This window comes from Terriglobales bacterium (genome assembly GCA_035651995.1).
GTDB lineage: Bacteria > Acidobacteriota > Terriglobia > Terriglobales > Acidobacteriaceae > DASRER01.
The window spans coordinates 37,152-58,083 of record DASRER010000048.1 but is presented as its reverse complement, the minus strand read 5'-3'; the positions used below and the strand labels follow the sequence as shown (position 1 = coordinate 58,083).

At 64.0% G+C, this 20,932-nt stretch carries 16 protein-coding genes; 8 read left to right on the top strand and 8 right to left on the bottom strand.

Annotated elements, in window-relative coordinates:
- Positions 1–22: 22 nt before the first annotated feature.
- On the bottom strand, positions 23–496 hold the full coding sequence (locus tag VFA60_16275; GenBank protein ID HZQ93348.1) for a hypothetical protein: 474 nt from the start codon (positions 494–496) through the stop codon (positions 23–25).
- A gap of 154 nt (positions 497–650) precedes the next feature.
- Here VFA60_16275 and VFA60_16270 point away from each other — a divergent pair, with 154 nt between their 5' ends.
- Both VFA60_16270 and VFA60_16265 read left to right on the top strand, forming a co-directional pair.
- Positions 651–2,102: a tetratricopeptide repeat protein gene (locus VFA60_16270; protein HZQ93347.1), complete on the top strand. Its 1,452-nt coding sequence runs from the start codon at positions 651–653 to the stop codon at positions 2,100–2,102.
- 89 nt (positions 2,103–2,191) lie between these two features.
- Positions 2,192–4,456 carry a hypothetical protein gene (locus VFA60_16265; GenBank protein ID HZQ93346.1) on the top strand — a complete coding sequence of 755 codons (2,265 nt, stop codon included), beginning with the start codon at positions 2,192–2,194 and terminating at the stop codon, positions 4,454–4,456.
- Between the two features lie 69 nt (positions 4,457–4,525).
- Here VFA60_16265 and VFA60_16260 read toward each other — a convergent pair whose 3' ends face one another.
- Positions 4,526–6,322 (bottom strand): TonB family protein, encoded by a 1,797-nt coding sequence (locus tag VFA60_16260; GenBank protein HZQ93345.1) that lies wholly within the window; start codon positions 6,320–6,322, stop codon positions 4,526–4,528.
- A 162-nt stretch (positions 6,323–6,484) separates the two neighbouring features.
- Here VFA60_16260 and VFA60_16255 point away from each other — a divergent pair, with 162 nt between their 5' ends.
- Positions 6,485–7,012, top strand: coding sequence for a hypothetical protein (locus tag VFA60_16255; protein ID HZQ93344.1), 528 nt, complete (start codon positions 6,485–6,487; stop codon positions 7,010–7,012).
- A gap of 21 nt (positions 7,013–7,033) precedes the next feature.
- Here VFA60_16255 and VFA60_16250 read toward each other — a convergent pair whose 3' ends face one another.
- Positions 7,034–7,840 carry an SRPBCC family protein gene (locus VFA60_16250; protein HZQ93343.1) on the bottom strand — a complete coding sequence of 269 codons (807 nt, stop codon included), beginning with the start codon at positions 7,838–7,840 and terminating at the stop codon, positions 7,034–7,036.
- A 144-nt stretch (positions 7,841–7,984) separates the two neighbouring features.
- Between VFA60_16250 and VFA60_16245 the strand changes: the two genes are divergently transcribed.
- Positions 7,985–8,713 carry a DUF72 domain-containing protein gene (locus VFA60_16245; GenBank protein HZQ93342.1) on the top strand — a complete coding sequence of 243 codons (729 nt, stop codon included), beginning with the start codon at positions 7,985–7,987 and terminating at the stop codon, positions 8,711–8,713.
- A gap of 157 nt (positions 8,714–8,870) precedes the next feature.
- Here the strand turns inward: VFA60_16245 and VFA60_16240 are convergent, their stop codons facing one another.
- Positions 8,871–9,422, bottom strand: a complete 552-nt coding sequence (locus VFA60_16240) for a hypothetical protein (protein ID HZQ93341.1) — start codon at positions 9,420–9,422, stop codon at positions 8,871–8,873.
- A 130-nt stretch (positions 9,423–9,552) separates the two neighbouring features.
- Here VFA60_16240 and VFA60_16235 point away from each other — a divergent pair, with 130 nt between their 5' ends.
- On the top strand, positions 9,553–9,855 hold the full coding sequence (locus VFA60_16235) for an SDR family oxidoreductase (GenBank protein ID HZQ93340.1): 303 nt from the start codon (positions 9,553–9,555) through the stop codon (positions 9,853–9,855).
- Between the two features lie 124 nt (positions 9,856–9,979).
- On the opposite strand, the gene VFA60_16230 is transcribed toward VFA60_16235, so the two are convergent.
- Positions 9,980–10,645, bottom strand: a complete 666-nt coding sequence (locus VFA60_16230) for a response regulator transcription factor (GenBank protein ID HZQ93339.1) — start codon at positions 10,643–10,645, stop codon at positions 9,980–9,982.
- Positions 10,638–12,443, bottom strand: a complete 1,806-nt coding sequence (locus tag VFA60_16225; GenBank protein HZQ93338.1) for a histidine kinase — start codon at positions 12,441–12,443, stop codon at positions 10,638–10,640. Before VFA60_16225 ends, VFA60_16230 begins: the two co-directional genes overlap by 8 nt.
- A 290-nt stretch (positions 12,444–12,733) precedes the next feature.
- Here VFA60_16225 and VFA60_16220 point away from each other — a divergent pair, with 290 nt between their 5' ends.
- The gene (locus VFA60_16220) at positions 12,734–13,066 is read left to right on the top strand and encodes a PilZ domain-containing protein (GenBank protein ID HZQ93337.1); all 333 of its coding nucleotides are present in this window, start codon (positions 12,734–12,736) and stop codon (positions 13,064–13,066) included.
- A 233-nt stretch (positions 13,067–13,299) separates the two neighbouring features.
- A complete protein-coding gene (locus tag VFA60_16215) occupies positions 13,300–14,904 on the top strand; it encodes a CBS domain-containing protein (GenBank protein HZQ93336.1) in 1,605 nt (534 codons plus the stop codon).
- A gap of 41 nt (positions 14,905–14,945) precedes the next feature.
- Here the strand turns inward: VFA60_16215 and VFA60_16210 are convergent, their stop codons facing one another.
- Together VFA60_16210 and VFA60_16205 are read right to left on the bottom strand one after the other, a co-directional pair.
- Positions 14,946–16,253 (bottom strand): glycoside hydrolase family 28 protein, encoded by a 1,308-nt coding sequence (locus tag VFA60_16210; GenBank protein ID HZQ93335.1) that lies wholly within the window; start codon positions 16,251–16,253, stop codon positions 14,946–14,948.
- A 177-nt stretch (positions 16,254–16,430) separates the two neighbouring features.
- The gene (locus VFA60_16205) at positions 16,431–19,760 is read right to left on the bottom strand and encodes a TonB-dependent receptor (GenBank protein ID HZQ93334.1); all 3,330 of its coding nucleotides are present in this window, start codon (positions 19,758–19,760) and stop codon (positions 16,431–16,433) included.
- 273 nt (positions 19,761–20,033) lie between these two features.
- Between VFA60_16205 and VFA60_16200 the strand changes: the two genes are divergently transcribed.
- Entirely contained in the window at positions 20,034–20,921 is an 888-nt protein-coding gene (locus VFA60_16200) for a LysR family transcriptional regulator (protein ID HZQ93333.1), read from the top strand.
- The last annotated feature ends 11 nt before the right edge of the window (positions 20,922–20,932 follow it).

Sequence of the window (20,932 nt, the reverse complement as noted above, 5' to 3'; positions counted from 1 at the left end):
AGCACCGGCGACGAAGAGCTGATCAGTTTCCGTGAAGCACGTAGCCGGGTTCGAGAGGAGACTTGCCGTCCACCTTTACGACGTTGATCGTGCCCGTGATGGAGTAAACATCCACCAGGCCGATGGCGCCGGGATTGGTTTCGACGGCCCTGATGAGCACGTCGTCGGAATCGACCAGGAGGATCGCAGGATGGTCGCGGCGGGTTTGATTCGCAGCCGTGATGAGCTGGTTGGTGGCCTCGGGCGTGAGCGCAAAAATCTTCCGCAGCACCAGCTTCATCTCGGGCGCGGCGGGCTGGCGCATGACGACGGTGAGATCGCGATTGTCGGGCCATTTGCGCTGCAGGCCCTTGCACATGCGAACCAGGGTCGCGAAGGGAATGCTGCGGGTGGAGTTTCCTTTGTGCACGACGATAGCAATGTCGCGCGCGAGTGCGGTCGAGCAGCAGGCGCAAACCGCGCACATCAACAACGCCACTCGGCCCAAAAGAAGCATAAATACAGTTTTTCGCCGCCGATAATACCAAACTGCGCGGCCGGGAAGGCCCATGAACCACGGTGCGCACGGTACCGTCGGTAACATTGGCCGCGTGGTTCCGATGTGCTAGCGTTCGCGTGAAGCCGCATTCGTGTGCTCGACGAGGGACCCGATGCTGAAGATCCGCGATCTGGCAGTGTGCCTGGTTGCTGCTGCCGCATGCGTGACGGCGATGCCCGCCCCACAAGCGGCGAGTCAGCCGAAGTTGGTGCCGGCGAGCACCGCGTCGGCCGAAGCGCGTGCGAAGTTCGAGCGCGGAATCGCGGCCATCGAAAATCTTCAGCTTGGCCCGGCGCTCGATGAATTTCGCGCCGCCGCCAAAGCCGACGCGAGCTTTGCGCTGGCGCACCTGTTCGTGGCGTATTGCACCACTGATCCGGCGGAGGAGACGCGCGAACTTACCGCCGCGCGCCGGCTGGCGCCGCGCAGCTCACGGGGCGAGAAGCTCCTGATTTCCTGGATCGCGGGATCGCGGGAAAACGATTACGTGACCGCGATCGCGGCCATGAACGACCTGCTGCACGATTTTCCCGACGATCCGCGCATCGGCTTCCTGGCAGGGCGATGGCTGATCCTGCAACGGCGTTATGAGCAGGGACAGAAGCTGCTGGAGCGGGCGTTGGCCGCCGACCAGAACTATCCGGCGGTGCTCAACGAACTGGGTTACTCATACGCGTTCTCGCGCAACTACGATAAGGCCGTTGAAGTGATGGCGCGCTACGCGGCGCTGCTGCCCAACGAGCCGAACCCGCATGATTCGTGGGGCGAGGTTTGCCGCATGGCGGGACGCTACGACCAGGCGCTGGAGCACTACCGCGCCTCGCTGAAAATCGATCCCAAGTTTTCTTTGCTGGGCTTGGCCGATACGTACGCTCTGATGGGTGAGGGCCAGAAGGCCCGCGCCGCGTACGCCGAAGCCATCGCCAACGCCCCGACGCAGGGCGATGCCGTGGACTACGCGCTGCAATCCGCCCTCACGTATGTGCGCGAGATGAAGTTTGAGGACGCCGACAAGGCGTTCGGCGAAGTGGCGGCAAAAGCGCGCGCGCTCGGCATGGCACGGCGGCGCGCGACGGCGTATCGCGCGATGGGGATGTACGCCACCAGCAACGCGGCCGCCACGAAGTGGCTGGACCGTGCCGAAAAGGCGCTCGCCGCCGATCCCGGGATGGCGAAGTCCGATCGCGCGGAAGAGCACGCGCAAATTCTGTACGCGCGCGCGTTGCGGGCCCGGTTTGCCGATGGCCGCGCGGGCGCCGCGAAAGCCGTAGCCGAGCTGGCGAGCATGGCGGCCGCCAGCCGCAGCCACCTGATCCAGCGTTCTTATCACGGGGCTGCGGGAGCACTGCTGGTGGCGCAGGGAAAATTTCCGCAAGCGATCCCGCATCTGGAAGAGGATGTGGTGAACCCGATTTCCGCGGGCCTGCTGGCCGGCGCCTACGAAAAAACCGGCGCGATGGACGACGCTCGCGAGTTGCGGCATCGGCTGGCCAGTTTCCACGAGCCCACGCTGGAAGACGCGCTCGCCGGCAGCGATTCCGGGCGGCTCGCTTCGGCACGCTGAACCGGCGGATTGGCGCGGCAGCGGCAGTGATTGATTCGGCGCGCCCGGTAAGCGGAGAATAAGCGGCAGCAGCCGCGTCCAGAGCTCTGATGGCGCTGTTTCGCCCGAAAGCGAATGTTGCCGAGCTTGCGCGCCAGTTCAAGCTCACGCAGTACAACCCTGTCCTGGTCCTGGAAAACCTCATCCCCGGCGTGGACAACGTGCGCCACGACGTTTTCCTCAGCCCGAAGTTCTGCGGGGTGGCACGCGCGCAGGTGGCGCGCATGATTGCCAAGTACGGCAACGTGGAAGACCTGGCGCAGCTGGGGCCGCAGTCCGGCTCGCCGGCTGCTATTGGCACGGTGCGCACGTTGCCCATGCTGGGTCCCCAGGGCGGGCCTCCGAAGCCGGCGGCGCCCAAGCAACCCGATCCCGCCGACTTCAAAAACATGCTTGGTGACCTGCACGCCGCCGCTCTCGATCGCGCCAAGGCGGAGGAGAATCCGTCGCTCGACATGCTGGCGCGCCTGGCGGTGCTGAAGTTCCTGCGCGCCGAGCTGGGATTGCAGTTCTCCATCGTGCTGGAGCGCTGCCGCAGCCGGCTGAGCGGGCTGGAGGGACCGCGCGCGCCGAATCCGGCAAAGGCGATCGAGATCCGTGACCGGGTGGGACAACTCCACGTCAACAAGAAGCACATCATCCGCAAGTCGGGCCAGGAGCTGTTCCAAACCTGGCGCGAAGTGGAAAAGGAAAAGCTGGCGCGCCTGCGGCGCTCCTTGCTGGGCGACGAGCAAGCCGAGCTCTACGGACTGCTGATTAACCGCCTGCTGTTCACCGAAGACGTGTGGGACGACTACCTGAACGCCGAGCATTACGTGATGCTGGGCAACTACGAGCGCGATCCGGACCGCGTGGCGCGCATGGCGGCCATCGCCGCGCAGTTCCTGGAGTCGATCGGAGCACTGAAGCTGGCCCCCAACTACGCCACCTATGACGGGCTGCTCAGCCAGCCCGAGAATGCGCAGGAGCTGGTAGCGGCCGGCGCGCCCGACGAGGAGACCGCGAAGGGCAAGGCGCAGCGCGCGGTACTGAACGCGTGGACGGAGCTGCTCGAAGAAGAAGGCGTGATGGACCGCGTCGTCGCGTCATACGAAGTGGTGGCGCTGCTGGCGCACTACTGGCCGCAGATCCACGCGCAGCAGCTCAAGGCGGCGCTGCTCAGCAAGGAAGAGCACGGGCGCGTGATGACGCTGCTGCAGGAGCATGGCAAGCTCTCGCCCGACGCGCTGAACGTCGCCCAGAAGCGCGTGGCGGGACTGAAGGGCACGGAGCGGGCCAAGGTTGCGGGACGCTTCCTGCTCGACTTCATGCGTTACCGCCGCGATCTGCGGCGCATGGAAGCGGTGAACGCCGCCTGCGACCAGATCAACCTGATCACCAGCGACAAACTGCGCGAACTCTCTTCCATCAATCACACGCTGTATGAATTCCTGCTGCCGGTGGAACAGAAGCCGGCGGAGGAGAAGGTGATCGGGCACGTCATTGTGAAAGCCGACGTGCGCGACTCGACCACCCTGACGCGCACGCTGCTGGAGCGCGGGCTGAATCCGGCATCGTACTTCAGCCTGAACTTCTACGATCCGGTGAACAAGCTGCTGCCGCGCTTCGACGCCACGAAAGTCTTCCTCGAAGGTGACGCGGTGATCCTGGCGGTGTTCGAGCGCGAGGGAGAGCGCAGCGCCTGCGTGGCGCGCGCCTGCGCGCTGGCCCGCGAGATGATCCAGGTGGTGCGCGGCTACAACGAGCAGTCGGCCAACGCCGGGCTGCCCACACTGGAGATCGGCATCGGCATCTGCTACAAGGACGCCGCGCCCATGTACCTGATGGACGGCACCTCGCGCATCATGATCTCCAGCGCGCTGAACGAGAGCGACCGCCTGTCAGGCAGCAGCAAAGGCGCGCGCAGGCTGCTGGCCGGACGCGAGACGCCATTCAACGTGTTCACGTTCCAGACGGTCGAGGACAAGGACACCGGCGGCAATCCCGACGAGTTCCTCATGCGCTACAACGTGAGCGGCATCAACATAAGCGCGGAGGCGTTCCGCAAACTGCGTGAGGAGATTTCGCTCCGCGAGCACAAGCTCGATCTGCCCATGTTGTGGAACACCGAGAGCGTCACACTTTATCGCGGGCTGGTGCCGGTGAGCGGAGCGTCGTTTTCCGACCTGGTGGTGCGGGTCGGCATGGTGCCGCACATCGACGCGGCCGATGGCTCGCTCAAGGAGTGGACGCAGCGTCCTTATTATGAGGTGTGCACCAGCGCGTCTATCTATGAGGCGCTGGAGGCGGGAAGCCAGGCCATGGCCAGCAGATAAGAAGAGCAAGTTTCGAGTTTCAAGTTTCGAAGTTTCCGGTTCCGCAACTGTCGTCCGCGTATAGGCCCGTCAGAACCGAACTCTGAATGCTTTGAACGGGATTTGCACGACTGCTTCCAGCGCCACGGCGGCGCCGTTCTTGGTGGCGGGCTGAAAGTGCCAGTGCTCGAGGGCGGTGCGCGCGTTCTCGTCGAGGCGGTCGTCGAGTCCGCGCAGGATGCGGACCTCGCCGACCGTGCCATCGGAGTGAATCACGGCGTAGAGCGTCACAACACCTTCCACGCGCGAAGCCATCAGGTCAGGCGGGTACTTCGGATCAACTTTCAGCGTGGGCACCGGCGCCGTGAGTTCGCCCTTCACGCGTGATTCGCCGAGTTCGGCAAAGTTCACGATCCAGCTGCCTCCGGATGACGTGAGGTTCGGCATGTTGAGCGCCATCGAGTAATACTTCCTGGCGCCGAACACCTGGTCTTCGACCTTCGCCGGAGCATTCGGAGGCTGGGGCTGCCGAGCGACGTCGCCAACGCGAGGAGGCGTCACGGAAGCCATCAGCGGACTCTTGCCTGCATTGCTGGGCGCGGAACGGGCATTGCCATTCGTGCCCGGAGGCGACGCGACGGTCGGCACACCGCCCGCAACCACGCCGCCTGGAGGATTAGGACCGGCGCCGATGGTGATGCCGGGGGGCACTTCGCCGGAGGAGCTGCCGCGTCCAGGTCCGCCGGAACCGGAGCCGCTGCCGCCGGGTCCGCTGCCGCCCGCAGTGATATCGGGCGTGCCGGGCGCGCCGGGTTTGCCCTCTGGTCCAGCAGCAAAAGCGCCGCTGCGATTGCCGCCGGGTACGGGAATGGGCCCGTGAACCGCGGCCGGGTCGAGCCCGAGGGCGATCAGCCTACCTGCCGCCTGGCCCGCGGCGCCACCTATGCCGGCTGACAAGGGCGCCGAAGCGCCCTCACCGCCGCCACCGGCTCCCGCCACGGCCGCGCGCTCCTCCGGTACGGGAAGACGCGGGACCTGGACCGACGTGAGCGCTGCGGACATGTTCAACTCGCCGGGCTTGCGAGTGACGTCGGTTGCGTTCGCGGGCGGCGGGACCACGGCATCGAGCGCGGCGCCGGGAAGGTTGAGCCTGGCCACGTCGGTTGCGGCGCCGCCGGGTTTGGGCGCCGGCTGAACCACGTCGAGCGACGGAGAGGGCAGTGCAACGCGCGCAACATTGCCGCGGGCGTCGGAGGGCGCCGGCTGGACAACGCTCAGGTCGGGCGCGGGGAGGAAAATCTTTGAAGCATCGCGGGCGCCGGCCATCGGCACCGGCGCGGGAACAGGGTCCCAGGCCACCAGGTTCGGCATGCGGACGTCTCCGCGGAGGATGCGCGTGGTGGAGGGGTCGATGATCGTCTGCCGGGAATTGTCGGGGTTACGGGGCAGCGAAATGATTTTCTGTTTGGCGAATGCCGGCTCGCCCTTCTTTTCAATCTTGGCGGGCTCGCTGCCGGATTCGATGGGCGGCAGGTACTCGGAAACGTTGTAGTAGGTGATACTGGCGTTGCGAAAGGCATTCACCTGCCCGGCTCGCGACGAAAACCAGGCCGTCGAGATGCCGTAAATTGCGAGCAGGACGAGAACGTGCCCGAGGCCTGACTGCGTCAGGGCGCGGGTGGGCAGGCCGCGAGTGACAAACACGTCGGGCCAGAAAGGCGCGGTCCGCGCGGCGATGAGCGGCGCAGGCTGGCCCCTGAGAAACAGCAGGTCGCCGAGATTGCGGAAGAAGACGTGGTGCCAGGGTTCGAGTTCGGTAAGCAGACGTGGCGCGGCTGCGGGCCGAGTCTCCCCGTGCGCGTCCGTCCGATCTGAAAGACTCGGCATCCAACACCAGAGAGGAGCTGTTGCGGATTATAGCCCAGCCTGGCGCGGGCGATTCCCGGCCGAAGCCGAGCACGCAGACGAGGCCGTTACGGCAGGTCACGTCCGCCCGGGCCGATTTGACGCTCCGGAAAACTGGGATGAAAAGTGAGGTATTCTGATTCCATGCAACGGGCTGTATCGGCAGTGGTTGGATTGATCCTTGCCGTCGCTGCGGTGGCGCAGAACAAATCCGCCGCGCCCGTGACCCCCGTCCTTCCCAGTGACGAGATCTCTGGCATGTACAGCTTCCTGGAAGACGGCGAGTTCGTGCAGATCGACGTGCAGGATGGTCCGCCGGATCGTCCGCTGGAGAAAAAGGTCGGCGGGTTTATCTCCCGCTACGGCGACCTCGAGAGCGACAAGGGCGCCTTTCTCGATCACTTCATCAGGGAAGGCAAGCTGGCAGGGCGCGACCTGAGCTTCACTACGCAGGCGGTGCACGGCGTGTGGTTCGACTTCAAGGGACGGGTAGAGCGCGGCGCCGGGAAAACGCGCGCCGAGGAAGCCTACTTCGTCCTGCGCGGCACGCTGACCAAGCACAGCACCGACGCGCACAAGAAAGAAAGCGCGTTCATGCGCGAAGTGGGGTTGAAGTCGTTCCCGCAGGACGCGGAGGATGCGCAGGCGGCGACCCCGGACAGAAAGAAATAACCCCCAGTCCATAACTGCTGCTTACGACTTCGTCTCCGGCGGGCGCGTATAGTCCACTGCCAGGTCGGGCGAACCGAAGCGTGACGTCTGCCGAATGTCGGCATGGCGCGATGGGGGCTGCTCGCCGGGGGCGGCAAGCTGACCCTCGGTGCCGGTGGCTCGCTGCGCGGCGCGCCCTCCGTTCTCCAGCGCCGATTTGAACTCGCGCAACGCGCGCTCGATGCGGCCTTCCAGCATGGGCGCCGCGGGAGAAAACAGCCGGCCCAGGCGGAGCGGCGGTTCGTAATTCATGGTGATGTGCACCAGCGTGTCGTGCCCGATGGGCGAGAAGTCGATCCGGCCGGTATGATGCGGTCCCCGCAGTGATTTCCAGCCCAGCGCCTGGTTCGGAACATGTTGTGTGGTTTCCGCTCGCCAGTGGACCATGCGGCCGTCGAGATCAACCGTCCAGTCGGAGAGTGGTCCGTCGCAGCGCACCTCGCGTATGAAGTCAACGTACTGCGGCAAGCGCGCTAAGTCGGACCAAGCCTGAAATACTTCCTCGACGGGGCGTCCGATTTGAAGGCTTTTGTCGATGCGAAGGATGCGGCCTTCGCGCATCCGTCCCGCAAACCGCCACAGGACGACGGCGCCGGCGGCGGCCACGGCCCCGGCCACTGCGCCGGCGGCGAAGCCCGCCCACTTGCGTGACCGGCGGCGGGCGAGCAGATTGCGAGCGATCCGGCTTTCGGCGAGAAGGCTTAGCTTGTCGCGCACTTTGTCGCGGCCCGATTCCGCCGCGTTTGACCACCGCTTTGAGGCAAGGCTGCTCCACTTCCGGCCCATCATGGCGCTCCTCCGTATCTTCATGGATGATGTCTTCATAAGAACCGTGCGACTCCGGCGCAGGTTGCTTGAATACAGCGGCGCCCGATGTCTGGCGCAACCCATTGCGCCCGAGCAGAAATCGGGCACACGGAGACGCGGGAAAGCATGCAGCTACGCATCGGGACCTCAGGCTGGCACTACAAGCACTGGCGAGGCAGCTTCTACGACGAGCGCTGTCCCGCTTCGGGCATGCTCGCGTCTTACGTCCAGCAGTTCGATGCGGTCGAGATCAACAACACCTTCTACCGGTTGCCGAAAGCGGAGACGCTGCGCGTCTGGCGCGATTGCACGCCGCCGGGCTTCTGCTTTGCGCTGAAGGCCAGCCGCTTCATCACGCACAACAAGAAACTCAAAGATCCGCAGAACGCGCTCGACCGGTTCCTGCCGCCGGTGGTCGAAGGGCTGGGGAAAAAGCTCGGGCCAATTCTGTTCCAGCTTCCGCCCGCGTGGGCCGTCAACGCGGAGAGGCTGGAGCAGTTCCTGGCGGCGCTGCCGAAGCGGCTGCGCTACGCGTTCGAATTTCGGCATCCGAGCTGGCACGTGCCGCCGGTGTGCGAGGTTCTGCGTGTGTACAACGCGGCATTCTGCATCTTCGAGCTGGCCGGGCTTCATTCGCCGCTGGAGATCACTGCTGACTTCGCCTACGTGCGCCTGCACGGGCCCGGCGGGAAGTACCAGGGCAGCTACTCCGACCAGGCGATTGCCGAATGGGCGGCGCGAATCCGCTCGTGGCGCGGACTGCGCGAAGTGCACGTGTATTTCGACAATGATCAGGCGGGCTACGCGGCGGAAAACGCACTCCGCCTGAAGCAACAACTCCTGAGTGCCCGGTAGCGAAGGGGCAGTGAACCGTTGAGTGGAGCGGCGGCTGGCGGCAATCACGCCCGGCCGGCGGGGCATCTGAATTCAGCGCGGGCCCAATCAGAGGAGCGGGAGTATGGCACAGACGAAGCGGAGCACAGGGCAGCGAACCCGCAAGCGCAAGCAGAGTTCATCGGGCGCGGCGGGCGGCAATGGTGAACGGCCGGCGGCGCGGCGAGGCAACGTGGTCGCGTTTCCCGACCTCAAAACGGCGCTCGGGAGTGCGCCAGGCCAGCAGCGGGCCGTAGCGGGCCTGCGTCCGAAGCCGCCGTTTCCCGGGCAGCATCAGGAGCCACCCGGCCTGGAAGCGGAGATACAGCCCCGCCCGCAATACCTCGCGCCAAACTATCGCGGGTCGGAGAAGCTGAAGGACAAGGTGGCGATCATCACCGGCGGGGACTCCGGCATCGGCCGTGCCGTGGCGGTGCTCTATGCGCGCGAAGGCGCCGACGTGGTGGTGATTCATTTGCCGGAGGAGCAGAAAGACGCGGAAGAAACGCGCGAAGCAGTGGAGCGCGAGGGACGGAGCGCGCTGCTGATCGCCGGCGACGTGAGCGACTCCGAATTCTGCCGCGATGCGGTCAAGGCGACAGTGGAGGAATTCGGGCAGCTCGACATCCTGGTAAACAACGCCGCGTTCCAGCAACACGCCGAGTCGCTGGAGGAGTTGTCGGAAGAACAATGGGAGCAGACGTTCCGCACCAACATCTTCGGCTACTTCCACATGGCGAAGGCAGCGCTGCGTTACCTGAACCGCGGCAGCGCCATCATCAACACCGGATCAATCGCCGGTCTGGAAGGCCAGCCGGGCGCTGCTGGATTACGCGGCGACCAAGGGCGCGATTCACGCGTTCACCAAGTCGCTGGCGCAGAACCTGGTGGACCGCGGAATCCGTGTGAACTGCGTTGCGCCGGGTCCGGTGTGGACGCCGCTGAACGTGGCCGACAAGCCGGCGGAACAAGCCGGCAAGCATGGCCAGGACACGCCCATGGAGCGGCCGGCGCAGCCGGAAGAAGTGGCGCCGGCGTACGTGTTCTTTGCGTCGGATGCCGATTCGAGCTACATCACCGGGGAAGTGCTGACGCTGCTGGGAGGAGAGACGGCGGCGGCGTAAAGAGGAGTACCGAGCGATCGGAACCGAGTACCGGGTGCTCAGAACCAAGTACCGGGCAGGAACTCGGGAAGTCGGTCGTTGCGCCTCGGCGGGCCAGGACGCCCGCCGCTGCAACATGGAAAGATCAGCCGATCAGCCGGTTGTTGATCGCAAAGAGCGCCAGCTCCAGGCGATTGGCAACGCCGAGCTTGTCGAAGATGCTGGTGAGGTGGTGCTTCACCGTATCTTCGCTGAGCGAAAACTTTTGCGCGATCTCCTTGTTGGTGTTGCCGTCGACGATGCTCCCCACGATCTCCAGTTCACGGTTGGTCAGGCCGTAGGGGCGCGGTTTCGCGCCGCCGCGTGGCTCCGTCTTGAGCTGCGAACGGAGGTGCTGCGGCAGGTCGGTGACGGCTTCGTGGCCAACCCAGTACTGGCCCCGCATGACCGCCCGCAAAGCCGTGAACAGCACCTGGGTGGCGGCTTCTTTCATCACCACACCCCGAGCGCCGATTTGCAAGGCCTCGGCGATCTGCTGCTTCTCGATGCTGGCGGTGAGCAACAGCGTCCGGACCTGGTGCCCGTTGCCGCGGGAGAGCTCGCGCAAGGCGTCGAGGCCGGGATAGCGCGGCATCGCGAGGTCAAGAAGAAGGACGTCCGGTTTCAACGATTGCGCCAGCTGCACCGCCTGCTGGCCGTCTGAGGCCTCACCAACCACCTGCAAGCCGGGCTCGGCTTCCAGCAGGCGGCGAAGGCCGTCACGAAAAATCGGGTGGTCGTCGGCAATGACGATGCGAATGATTTCATCCATAAATCACGCTCGCGGGTTGGGTAAGTTCGACCTGGATGCGCGCCCCACGTCCGGGGGTTGACTCTACGATCAATTGTCCGCCTATCGAGTGTACGCGTTCGCGGATGACGAGTGGGCCCTGGCTGGAGGCGGCGAGCTCGTCGCCGGTGAGCCGTCCGGCGAAGCTGAAGCCGCGGCCGTCGTCTTCCACTTCGAGTTTCCACCGGGTGTCGTCGTGGCTGAGGCGGACCACGGCCCGCACGGCGCCGCTGTGCTTGCGCACGTTGACCAGCGCTTCCTGGGTGATGCGGGCAATTTCGCGGCAGGTGCGTGCGGGCAGGCGGATTTCGTCGAGACGCGAGACGAAGCGCGCGTCGATGCCGGTGTCACGGCGGAAGCGGTCCACCATATTGGCCAGATATTCGAGCAGGTCGCGAGGACCGACGTCGGCCGGCTTCATTTGCTGCATGAGTTCGCGCAGGCTCAGCACCTCGCTGCGGAGCAGGCGCTGCAGGCGGTCGAGCTCGTCGCCCATGTGGCTGCCGTTCTCGGAAGTACGGCGGCGCAGAACCTCAACCTGCATTTCGGCGGCGATCAGCGATTGGATGGCGCCATCGTGCAACTCCCGTGCGGCACGGGCGCGTTCGATGGCGCCGGCGCGGGAACGCATCTTGCGCACGAGATAGTGGTTGTAGACGGCCGGAAGCAGGCTGCGCAGCATTTTTCGCACGAAGCCCAGCTCGGCTCTGGCCGAGCCACGCAACGTCGGATCAACGATGAGCAGGTTTCCCATCCAGGCGGTGCCGGCCTGGACTGTGGCTCCGATCAGCGAGCGGCACTGCAGCTTGTCGGCAAAGGAAGTGAGAGAGGCCGATGCGGCGGCGTCCGGACTCTGCTGGCCCTCTGCGGTCATGCCTGTGATCTGCCAGCGAGGCGCAGTACCTGCGTCGGAGCGCCGCCGCGCATGCCACGAAGACGCCGGTGCGGGGAACAGATAGGAGACTCGTCCCTCGGCGTCGAGTTCGGTAAGGTTCAGCCTTGATGTGATGAGGCTCGCGCCGGGGTGAAACTCCCACAGGAAGGCGCGTCCGGTGGCGAGCTCTTCGATCACCACCATGATTGCGCGTGCGTCAAACAGCCGCGCCATCTCGTCGAACAACTGGTGCATGGTGCCGCGAAGGCTGCCTTCGGCGAAACGCACGCGTTGGGTCATCTTCGCGATGAGGGAGTCCTCCGCGCGCAACTGTTTTTCCTGCTCGGCGGCGATCCCGACCAGCACACCCATGATGAGCAGGTACGAAGAGCGCAGCACCAGCCGGTTGACCTCGAACTCTCCCTCGATCAGATGCCCGCCCCCAACCGCGAAAGAAAGCAGCAGCCCTTCGACAAAGAGCGTGGCCACGCCAAACAGGGCGGTGGCAGCGGTGGCCACGAATCCCCAGCGAAACGCCGCCGAAAGCATGCAGAAGAAAAACGGAAAGAAGGGACTGTTGGGCCCCTCGGTGAACAGGCTGATGAGCGCCGGCCAGGCGATGTCGATGGCCTGCACCGTGAAAGCGAATCGCTCGGATACTTCACGGCTGCGCTGCACCCAGGCAAAAACGATGACGGAATGGACCACATAGGCCGCCATCAACAAGTAGGCGAGCCGTTCGTAGCGTGCCGGCTCGGTCGGGTCCATGTACACCGCGATCAGCGATGAACTGGAGAGGAACAGACGCGCGACGGCGAGGATCTTCTCTACGCGGAGGCGTTCACCGGCATCAATCTCCGACGGAAAACGGCGGAGAAACGGGATGGTCAATCCAAGTCGCGACACGGCTCCGGGCCAAACTAACGACGGAAGGTGGCCGAATTATCCCCCGGTGAGGCAGCGCTGGCAATGAAAACCCAGAGTCGGTACGGCACCAAAGGGCTCCGGAATTTTTGCAGGCAGCGGTAAGAATTACATCTCCAGATTTCAACAGGCGAGTACAAGCATTGTCTTATCAGGGAGTTACCGTGGCAGACGAGGTGCATCATTGCGGCCCCCATAGAGGCGCAACTTGCCGCGACCGGTCAGATGTCCCTGCCCGGAACGCGAGCCGATAAGCAGTCCGGAGGTGCTTTTTGCGGCGCTACGAGCGGCAGAAAGTGGACATGCCAGTCAACGTGCGCATCACCATGGACGGTATCAGTTCAACCGTGAAGGGTCATTGCGTAAACCTCAGCCAAGCGGGAGCGGGATGCATCGTAGCCGGCCGGCTGCGGCCGGGCGACTTCGTCCTGCTGGAGATTGCCATGCCCGCCCAGCCCGAGCCGATGCTGGTCAGCGCTCGCGTTCGGCACCAGGAGCGCATGTACTGTGGGCTTGAGTTTGTCGCGCCCTCATACGACGTAAGCGACGGTATCCGCCGCGCGTGCGTGCCGCCGGCGGTCTATTACCCACGCCTGCACGCCTGAACAGAATTTGCCAGGGCCGAGGGCCGATCCGGCGCTCGAGGTGAAGCCTGTCTTCTCCGCTCAGGTTTCAGATTTCAAAATCGCTTCCTGTAAGGCACTGAGAGGGCGCGCTCCGCGCCCTTTATCGCTCCCATAAAAAGTTTGAATTTGCCAGCACGGGCGCTTGCCCGTAAGACAGAGTCACTGGTCGCCGAGTGCAGGTTGGTCGCCTGTCGCGGCTTTGGGGTGATTCGTTGGAGACAAACGTTTACTGGCTCTGGCTGCTCTCCATGGGCAGCCTTATTTTCCTGATGCAGGCGGGCTTCTTCCTGCTCGAGGGCGGGCAGGTGCGCTCGCGCGATGTGGCCAACGTCATGATGAAAATGACGGGCCACATGGGCGTGGGCACGATCGTGTTCCTGCTGTTCGGCTTCGCCATCAAACAGTACGGATGGCCGCTGAACCCGCTGCCCAACGGATGGAAGTATCCCTGGCAGTTCATCAGCGACGGCGGTCAAAGCATCGCGTTCTACGTGTCGCTCATGTTCGCGCTGGTTTCCTGCGCCATCCCCAGCGGATGTTTCTCCGGCCGCATGAAGTTTTCCTCCTATCTGCTGTTCAGCGGACTGTACGTGGGCGTCGTATATCCGGTGTTCGCGTACATCCTGTGGAACGGACCGCTGGCGCGCATGGGAGTGCAGGATTACGCCGGGTCGCTGGGCGTGCACGCGGTGGGCGGAATCGTCGGGTTGGTGGGCGCGAGTTTCCTGGGAAAACGCAAAGCGGCGGCGTCAGCGCACGACATTCCCATGATGGGCCTGGGCGCCATGCTGCTCATGTTCTGCTGGTTCGGATTCAACCTGGGCTCGGTGCCCGGATACGGCAACATTGCGCAGGACCTGCCGCTGGTGGCAATCAACACGATTGCGGCGATTGCCGGCGGCATCGTGGGGTCGCTGATCGGAACATGGGCGCAGGAGAAGCCGCATCCCATCGTCACGCCCAACGGCGGACTGGCGGGCGCGGTGGCGATCTGCTCGGGCGTGCACCTGGTGCATCCGCTGTTCGCGATTGTCATCGGCATCGTGGCCGGCGTGCAGATTCCGTTCATTTCGGCGTGGATTTCCAGGCGCCTCAAAGTTGACGACCCCTGCGACGTTGGCCCGGTGCACGCGCTGCCGGGACTGCTGGGCGGGCTGGCGGCGGGACTTTGGGCGCCGATGATCCCCAACGGCTTCCACGGATACACCGTTAGCGTAAGCGCGCAGGTGATCGGCACGGCGACCGGTTTGGCCTACGCGCTCGTGGCGTCGGTGGTGATGTTCGCGGTGATGAAAAGCACGGTTGGGCTGCGGGTGAGTGAAGAGGGCGAGGTCGCTGGGCTCGACCTGGCCGAGCACGGGTTGGCGGCGTACCCGGAGTTGCTCGACGGCAGCACTGCAGCGCCGCTGCATGTGCTCAGCGGCGTGCGCGTGAGCGAAGTGATGACCGAAGTTCCGGTGCTCTCTCCCGGCGACACGCTGGAGGCGGCGCAGGACATCATGTTCATGCGCGAGGTGTTCGCGCTGCCCGTGGTGGACGAAGACGAGGAGCTGTGCGGCATCCTCAGCATGAGCGACATCACCAAGATCGCGCGTGGCGAGCGCGGCAACGTGCGGGTCGCGGCCGTCTACACGCGCGAAGTGCAGTCGGCCTTTCCCGATCAGACGGTGCACGAGGTCGTCGAGCGCATGCGCGAGCGGCACTTGGCCAACTTCCCGGTGGTGTCACGCCGCCAGGAGCGCAGGCTGCTGGGCATGATCAGTAAGACGGACATCGTGCTGGCGTATCGGCACATCGCGATCGAGAGCGCGGTGTAAGGGACCGTTTCGAGTCTCCGGTCTCGGCGCGCTGTCGCGAATTAGATCGCTTTTTCGACCAGTTCGCCGTTCACGCGGACGTTGCTGAAGGACAGGCCGCGGACATTCTCTATGACGCTGGGTTTTTCCACGCCGCCGAAGTCACAATCCACCAGCGCAATGCGCTCAATGGGCGCATTCTCAAAACCGCGAAGGTAGAGAGCGTACTTCGCCTTGTTCGTCTTGAGGTTCTGGATAGTGACATTGCGCGTCACCGGCGTGAACTTGCCTGCTTTCCCTTCTTCATAGAAGAAGTCAATAGCCAGCGCTGCCATGGCGATCTGGCCGACGTCGATGTCGCGCACGAAGACGTTCTCGATAACGCCGCCGCGCATGGCGTTGTTCTTAATGCGCACGGCGATATCGAGCTGCGGGCTGTCCATCCGGCAGTTGCGCGCAAAAACGTTCCGCACGCCGCCGGAGATCTGGCTGCCGATAGTGACGCCGCCGTGCCCGTCCTTCATGTGGCAGTCCTGAATGACGATGTTCTGTGAAGGAACGTTGACGCGGCGTCCGTCCGCATTGCGCCCGGAGTTGATCGCGATGCAATCGTCGCCCACGCTGAAGAAGCACTTCTCGATCAGCACGTCGGTGCAGGATTCAGGATCGCAGCCGTCGGTATTGGGGCCGAGCACGCTGGTCCGGATATTGAGCCCGCGCACGGTGACGTTGGTGCAGAGCACCGGGTGTACCTGCCACATCGGAGAGTTCAGCAGCGTGAATCCCTCGAGCAACACATTTTTGCAGCGGTAGGGCTGAATGAACATCGGTCGCAGGTAGTGGCCTTCGCCGAAAACCCTTTCACTGACGGGGACGCCGCGTTCCGCCATCTCGAACAGCCGGGCGCGGTCACTTTCCTGGCTGGGATCGCCGGGCTTCCATCCGCAGTTGGTGCGGCCCTTCCACGGCCACCAGTGGTCGCAGTCGCAGTTGCCGTCAATCGTGCCCGGACCGGTGATGCCGATGTTCTCCTGCTCGAAGGCATAGATGAACGGGGAAAAGTTCATTAGCTCGATGCCTTCCCAACGGGTGAACACCAGCGGGTAGCGCTTGCTGTCTCGTGAGAACCGGATGGTCGCACCGGCAGCGACATGCAGGTTGATATTGCTCATCAGGCGGATGGCGCCGGTGACGAAATTGCCCCTGGGGACAACCACACGTCCGCCGCCGGCTCGGGAAGCGGCGGCGATCGCGTTGCGGAAGGCTTCGGTGTTGTCGGTCTGGTTGTCGCCAATTGCGCCGAAGCGCGTGATATCGAAATCACGGGCCGGGAACGACGGCGGGCGGATGCGCGCGAGAATGCGGGGCACTTCGTCCCATGGAGAGGGCGAAGATGGCCCGGCGAAGAATGTCCCGGGCGGCGATAAGCTGTGGCCGAAGCCGCTGCCTGCCGAAAGCGCAGCGGCCCCTGCTCCGATGCCAACTCTCTTCAGAAACTCGCGCCGGTGTTGCTTCACTGCGCACCCCGTGAACCAGTCTTGCCCGGATCAGAATGAGTACTTCATGGCCAGCTGGAAAACGCGAGGCTCCCCAGCTATGGACCGGACCTGGCCGAATTGTCCACTGCTAAGCGTCAGCACCGGGTTCCCGAAGTTGGGGTGGTTCAGCACGTTGAACACCTCAAATCTCACCTGCAGGTTTTGTGACTCGCGGATGCGGAAGCTGCGCGCGATATTGGGATCGAAGGTGAGGAACCCAGGTCCAACAATGCTGTTGCGGGGCGCATTTCCAAAACTGCCCGTCGCGTTCTGTGCGAAGGCGGCGGTGTTGAACCAACAGTTGAGCGAGCCGACGGGCGAGCCGTTCGGGCAGGTGCCGGTGAACGGATCGCCGACCTGATTGGGGCGGTCCTTGCCGATGCCGGAGAGCGAGCGATCCGACCCTGTAAGGACGGTGATCATCTGGCCGGTTGTGTAGCTGAGGATATTGGCCAGCTGCCAGTCGCCGAGCAGCAGGCGCAGGGGCCTGGACTGGAAGCGCGGACTGGACACCACAAGCGATGAGTTGAACAGCTGACGCCGATCGAATCCGCAGTTGCCGCGCTCGCCGACGCGTGGATCGGGGGTTTGCGTCTGGCGGCTGTTGGTGAGCTCGCCGTTGAAGTCGCCGTCGCTGATGCAGTGCGACCAGGTGTAGTTGACGTTGAGCGAGAAGTTCTGGCTGAAGCGGTGATTGGCCGCCAGCAGCAGACCGTTGTACGAGGCATCGGCGCCGTCGAAGGCCTGCGTCACGCTGGAGAAGAAAGCGCCGGCGGTTGGATTGATGCGAGACAACACGCGTCGCGATTGCGTGTTGCCGGTGGTTGAGCACGCTGCCGAGCCGCATGTGCCGGGAATGAACACGGCCGCGTTGGCCTCGTAGCCCAGCCACAGGTGAGTAGTCTTGTTACCGAGATAGGAAACGGAGACGCCCCAGTTGTTGCCGAGCTGGCGATCAATGCTGAGGTTCCACTGCTGCACGTAGGTCGGGTGCAAGTCCAGTGGCGAGTTGATCCAGACGGCGTTCGCGGGGAAGAACGCGTTCGATGACGACGTCGGGAAGGGTGTCGGGAACGGCGGCACGCTCTGGCCCTGGTAGGGGTTCCGGAAGCCGCCCGCGGGCGATGACAGGCTGATGCCCGCGCCGTAGGGCGAATTGTCGGCGAAGCGGTCGAAGTAGAACGTCTCGGCGTTGTCGTAGAAGATGCCGTAGCCGGCGCGTATGGACTGCTTTCCGTTTCCGAACGGGTCCCAGACCAGTCCGACGCGCGGCGAGAACTGCGCAGCCTTGCTGTTCACATAGGAGCAAGGCGTCTGGGTGTCGCCGCAGAAGAACACTCCCGGAGGCGCGTTCGTGAAGACCGAACTCTTCGTACCGGCGGTGTAGGCGGCCAGGTCGAAGTGGCTGCCGCGTTTGTAAACGTCATGGGCGGGGTAATACGGATCCCAGCGCAAGCCGAGATTGAGCATCAGATTGCGGCGAATGCGGTAGTTGTCGTGGAGGTAGAGCGCGACGTAATTCTGGCGCCAGTTCTCCCACTCGGGATTGCCTTGCGCGAAAGTGGTGGGCAGGCCCAGCATGAAGTCCGCCAACCCGTCGCGCGTGAAGGTGGTGTTGAAGGTGAACTGACCGTTGGTCTGGAAGTTCGAGAGCTCGTTCAGCCGGTTGTGCACCCAGTCCACTCCGAACGAGAGCTGGTGGCGGCCCAAGGTCCAGTCCACGTCGTCGGCCACCTGAAGGGCGTTGCGGTTGAAGTGCCCCGGTGTCGCCGTGCCGCTGGCAACATTGAAGTAGCCGCTGATGGAGAGCACCATGGCGTGATCCAGCGGATTGGGAATGTTGACGCCGAGCGAGGTGAAGTTCGGGATGTCGCCCGGGCTACTGCGATCAATCGCCAGCCGCGTCCCGGTCAGATGAAACGTGTTCAGCAGCGTGGGCGTGAAGGTGTAGGTGTCTGACAGCGTCAGCGAATGGCTGCGCGAAAGCTGCCCCGCCTTCGTCGCGGTCAGGATGTTCTGCTGGTCGAAAATCGCGGGATCGCGGAAGTCGGCGATGAAATAGCGAGCGAAGATGCTGTGCTTCTGGCTGCGGATATAGTCCAGGCGCGCCACTCCCTGATCCTCGTCACCGGTGGTGGGAATGGAAACGGAAAGCTTGCCGCAGGGGTCAGTCGAGACCGGCACAAGCTTCAGCAGGTTCATGGCAGCGCTATCGAAGCGCGCCGGATTGATGAAGTTGTTAGCGAAGTTCTGATTGGTTACCGGGTCGCGCAACAGGCGCGCGGTGCCGCTGGACTGACATGCGGCCGACATCATGGTGCTGAAGTCGCCGCTGCGCGCCGCTGCCGTGGGCACCAGGACCGAGGTCGGCGTGGGTGTGGAGCGATTGCGCGTCCCCTGATACCCGGCGAAGAACATCAGCTTATCGCGGAGGACCGGCCCGCCCAACGTGCCGCCGAACTGGTTGCGCTTGAGCGTATCCGGGGTTGGATTCGCGCCCGGGAAAGCGTAGCGCTTGGCATTCACGGCGTTGTTGCGGATGAACTCAAAAACGTCGCCGTGGAACTTGTTCGTGCCCGACTTGGTCACAAGGCTTACCACCGCGCCCGGGTGCAGCCCGTAGCGGGCTGAGGAGGTGCTGGTCTGGACGCTGTATTCCTGCAGCGCATCGGGGAACGGAAACGGCAGGTTGACGTTGGAAAAGGAATCGTTGTTGTCGCCGCCATCGAGAACGTAGTTGGTGCCGTTCACCTGGCCGCCGGCCACCGAGATGGTGACCGAGCTGGTTCCCACGCCATTGCCGTAGTTCTTGGTGCTGATCAGGTCATTGCTGGCCAGCGTGGTGTTGGTGGCCGCGCCGGAAAGGATCACCAGCTGTGTCGCCTGGCGGCCGTTCAGCGGCAGGTCCACGATGCGCCGCTGATCGATGACCGTGGAGACGGAAGTGTTCTGTTGCTCGACGAGGGGCACGGCCGAGGTGACTTCCACCACCTGCTCGACGGTGCCGACCTTCAGCGCAATGTCCATGCGCGGGCTTTCGCCAACCTGGAGCACGATGCCTTTCTGCACATACTCGCCAAAGCCCTTGGCTTTCACCTGGAGCTGATAAGGCCCAACGGGAAGCGAAGCCAGCGAATAGGAACCGTCGGGTTCAGTCGTGGTCACGCGCGTGAGGCCGGTTGCGGTTTGCGTCACTTTGATCTCGGCGCCAGGAATGCTGGCGCCGTTCGTGTCGGTGATGATGCCGCTGATGCGGGCGGTGTTCACCGCCTGGCCGGTTGCCAAGACTGAGAGAGAGAGAAGGGCCGCGGCGAAGATGGCAAACCTGTGCTTCCGCATACTGCCTCCATATCGCTTAGGTGTCGTGTTCCGGTGGTGGCGTCCGGTAGGAGGCCACGCCGACTCTTCGAGTCAATCGACCCGCGCGCATGTTCCAAAGAAAGGGACCAGGCGATCCGTTCTTGGGCACCGTTGGGTGCAGCCGGTTCTATGGGCCTTGATTCGCAGTGAGCATCTCTGTTTGTATAGTGGGGTGTCAACGCTAAAGATTTAAAGCATTCGTTCAATCAAAGTTAATAATTCACGACTCCCGCGACACGCGAGGATCCCGCCGTGGAAGTGCGCAAACTCGAGTTGCTCCTGGCGGTCATGGATTCGGCGTCGCTGACCAGCGCCGCCGAGAAGCTCGATCTTTCACCGGCGGCAGTGAGCGTGCAGCTGAAGGCCCTGGCACGGGAGGTCAAGTCGGAGCTGTTCGTCCGCTCCGGGCGGAATCTGCTGCCCACGCCGGCAGCGCGGCGGCTGGCGGCCCACGCGCGGAACGTGATGGACCAGTTGCGGTTGCTGGAGCTGGATTTTTCGCGCGAGCCAGTCAGCGACACCCAGCCCTTCCACCTCGCGACCGGCGCCACCACGCTCATCTACCGGCTGGCGAAGCCGCTGGCCGATCTGCGCAAGCGGTATCCGCACATGGACCTCCAACTGACGGTGCTCGCGACCGAGGAGATCGTGGCCGGGCTGCTGGACCGGCGCTTCGACCTCGGGCTGGTGTCGTTGCCGATTCGGACCGACAAGCTGCGCACGATTCACCTGTTCGACGAGGAGCTGTTGCTGCTGAGGCCGTCCGCGTCACCCGTGCGCTCTCTGCGCGTCGGTTCCATCGCGCCTCACCAGCTCGATGGCGCGCCTTTTCTTCTTTATCCTCGCGACAGCAACATGCGGATCCTGATTGATCGCTTTCTGGAGGCGCTGCCGGTGCACGCGCGCGTAATCGTGGAAGCCACCGATACCGAGGCGATCAAGCGGCTGGTGGAGGCCGGTTTCGGGTATTCGATGCTGCCCGAGTACGCGCTCAAAGAGACGGGCCGCTATTTTCAGACCTTGCGCATTGCGGGCCGCAGGCTGGTGCGGCACCAGGCATTGGCCCTGCCGATCACCGCGCAACCGCGGGCCCTGACCAGCGAAGTTGCGAAGTTTCTCCAGGACGCGCTCTGCAACTAGCCGCCAACCGC

What these genes read in the sequence shown, in the direction of transcription:
- VFA60_16260 (HZQ93345.1), bottom strand. Translation starts at nt 6,322, where the DNA reads ATGCCGAGTCTTTCAGATCGGACGGACGCGCACGGGGAGACTCGGCCC.
- VFA60_16230 (HZQ93339.1), bottom strand. Translation starts at nt 10,645, where the DNA reads ATGGATGAAATCATTCGCATCGTCATTGCCGACGACCACCCGATTTTT.
- VFA60_16270 (HZQ93347.1), top strand. Translation starts at nt 651, where the DNA reads ATGCTGAAGATCCGCGATCTGGCAGTGTGCCTGGTTGCTGCTGCCGCA.
- VFA60_16205 (HZQ93334.1), bottom strand. Translation starts at nt 19,760, where the DNA reads ATGCGGAAGCACAGGTTTGCCATCTTCGCCGCGGCCCTTCTCTCTCTC.
- VFA60_16255 (HZQ93344.1), top strand. Translation starts at nt 6,485, where the DNA reads ATGCAACGGGCTGTATCGGCAGTGGTTGGATTGATCCTTGCCGTCGCT.
- VFA60_16245 (HZQ93342.1), top strand. Translation starts at nt 7,985, where the DNA reads ATGCAGCTACGCATCGGGACCTCAGGCTGGCACTACAAGCACTGGCGA.
- VFA60_16265 (HZQ93346.1), top strand. Translation starts at nt 2,192, where the DNA reads ATGGCGCTGTTTCGCCCGAAAGCGAATGTTGCCGAGCTTGCGCGCCAG.
- VFA60_16250 (HZQ93343.1), bottom strand. Translation starts at nt 7,840, where the DNA reads ATGATGGGCCGGAAGTGGAGCAGCCTTGCCTCAAAGCGGTGGTCAAAC.
- VFA60_16275 (HZQ93348.1), bottom strand. Translation starts at nt 496, where the DNA reads ATGCTTCTTTTGGGCCGAGTGGCGTTGTTGATGTGCGCGGTTTGCGCC.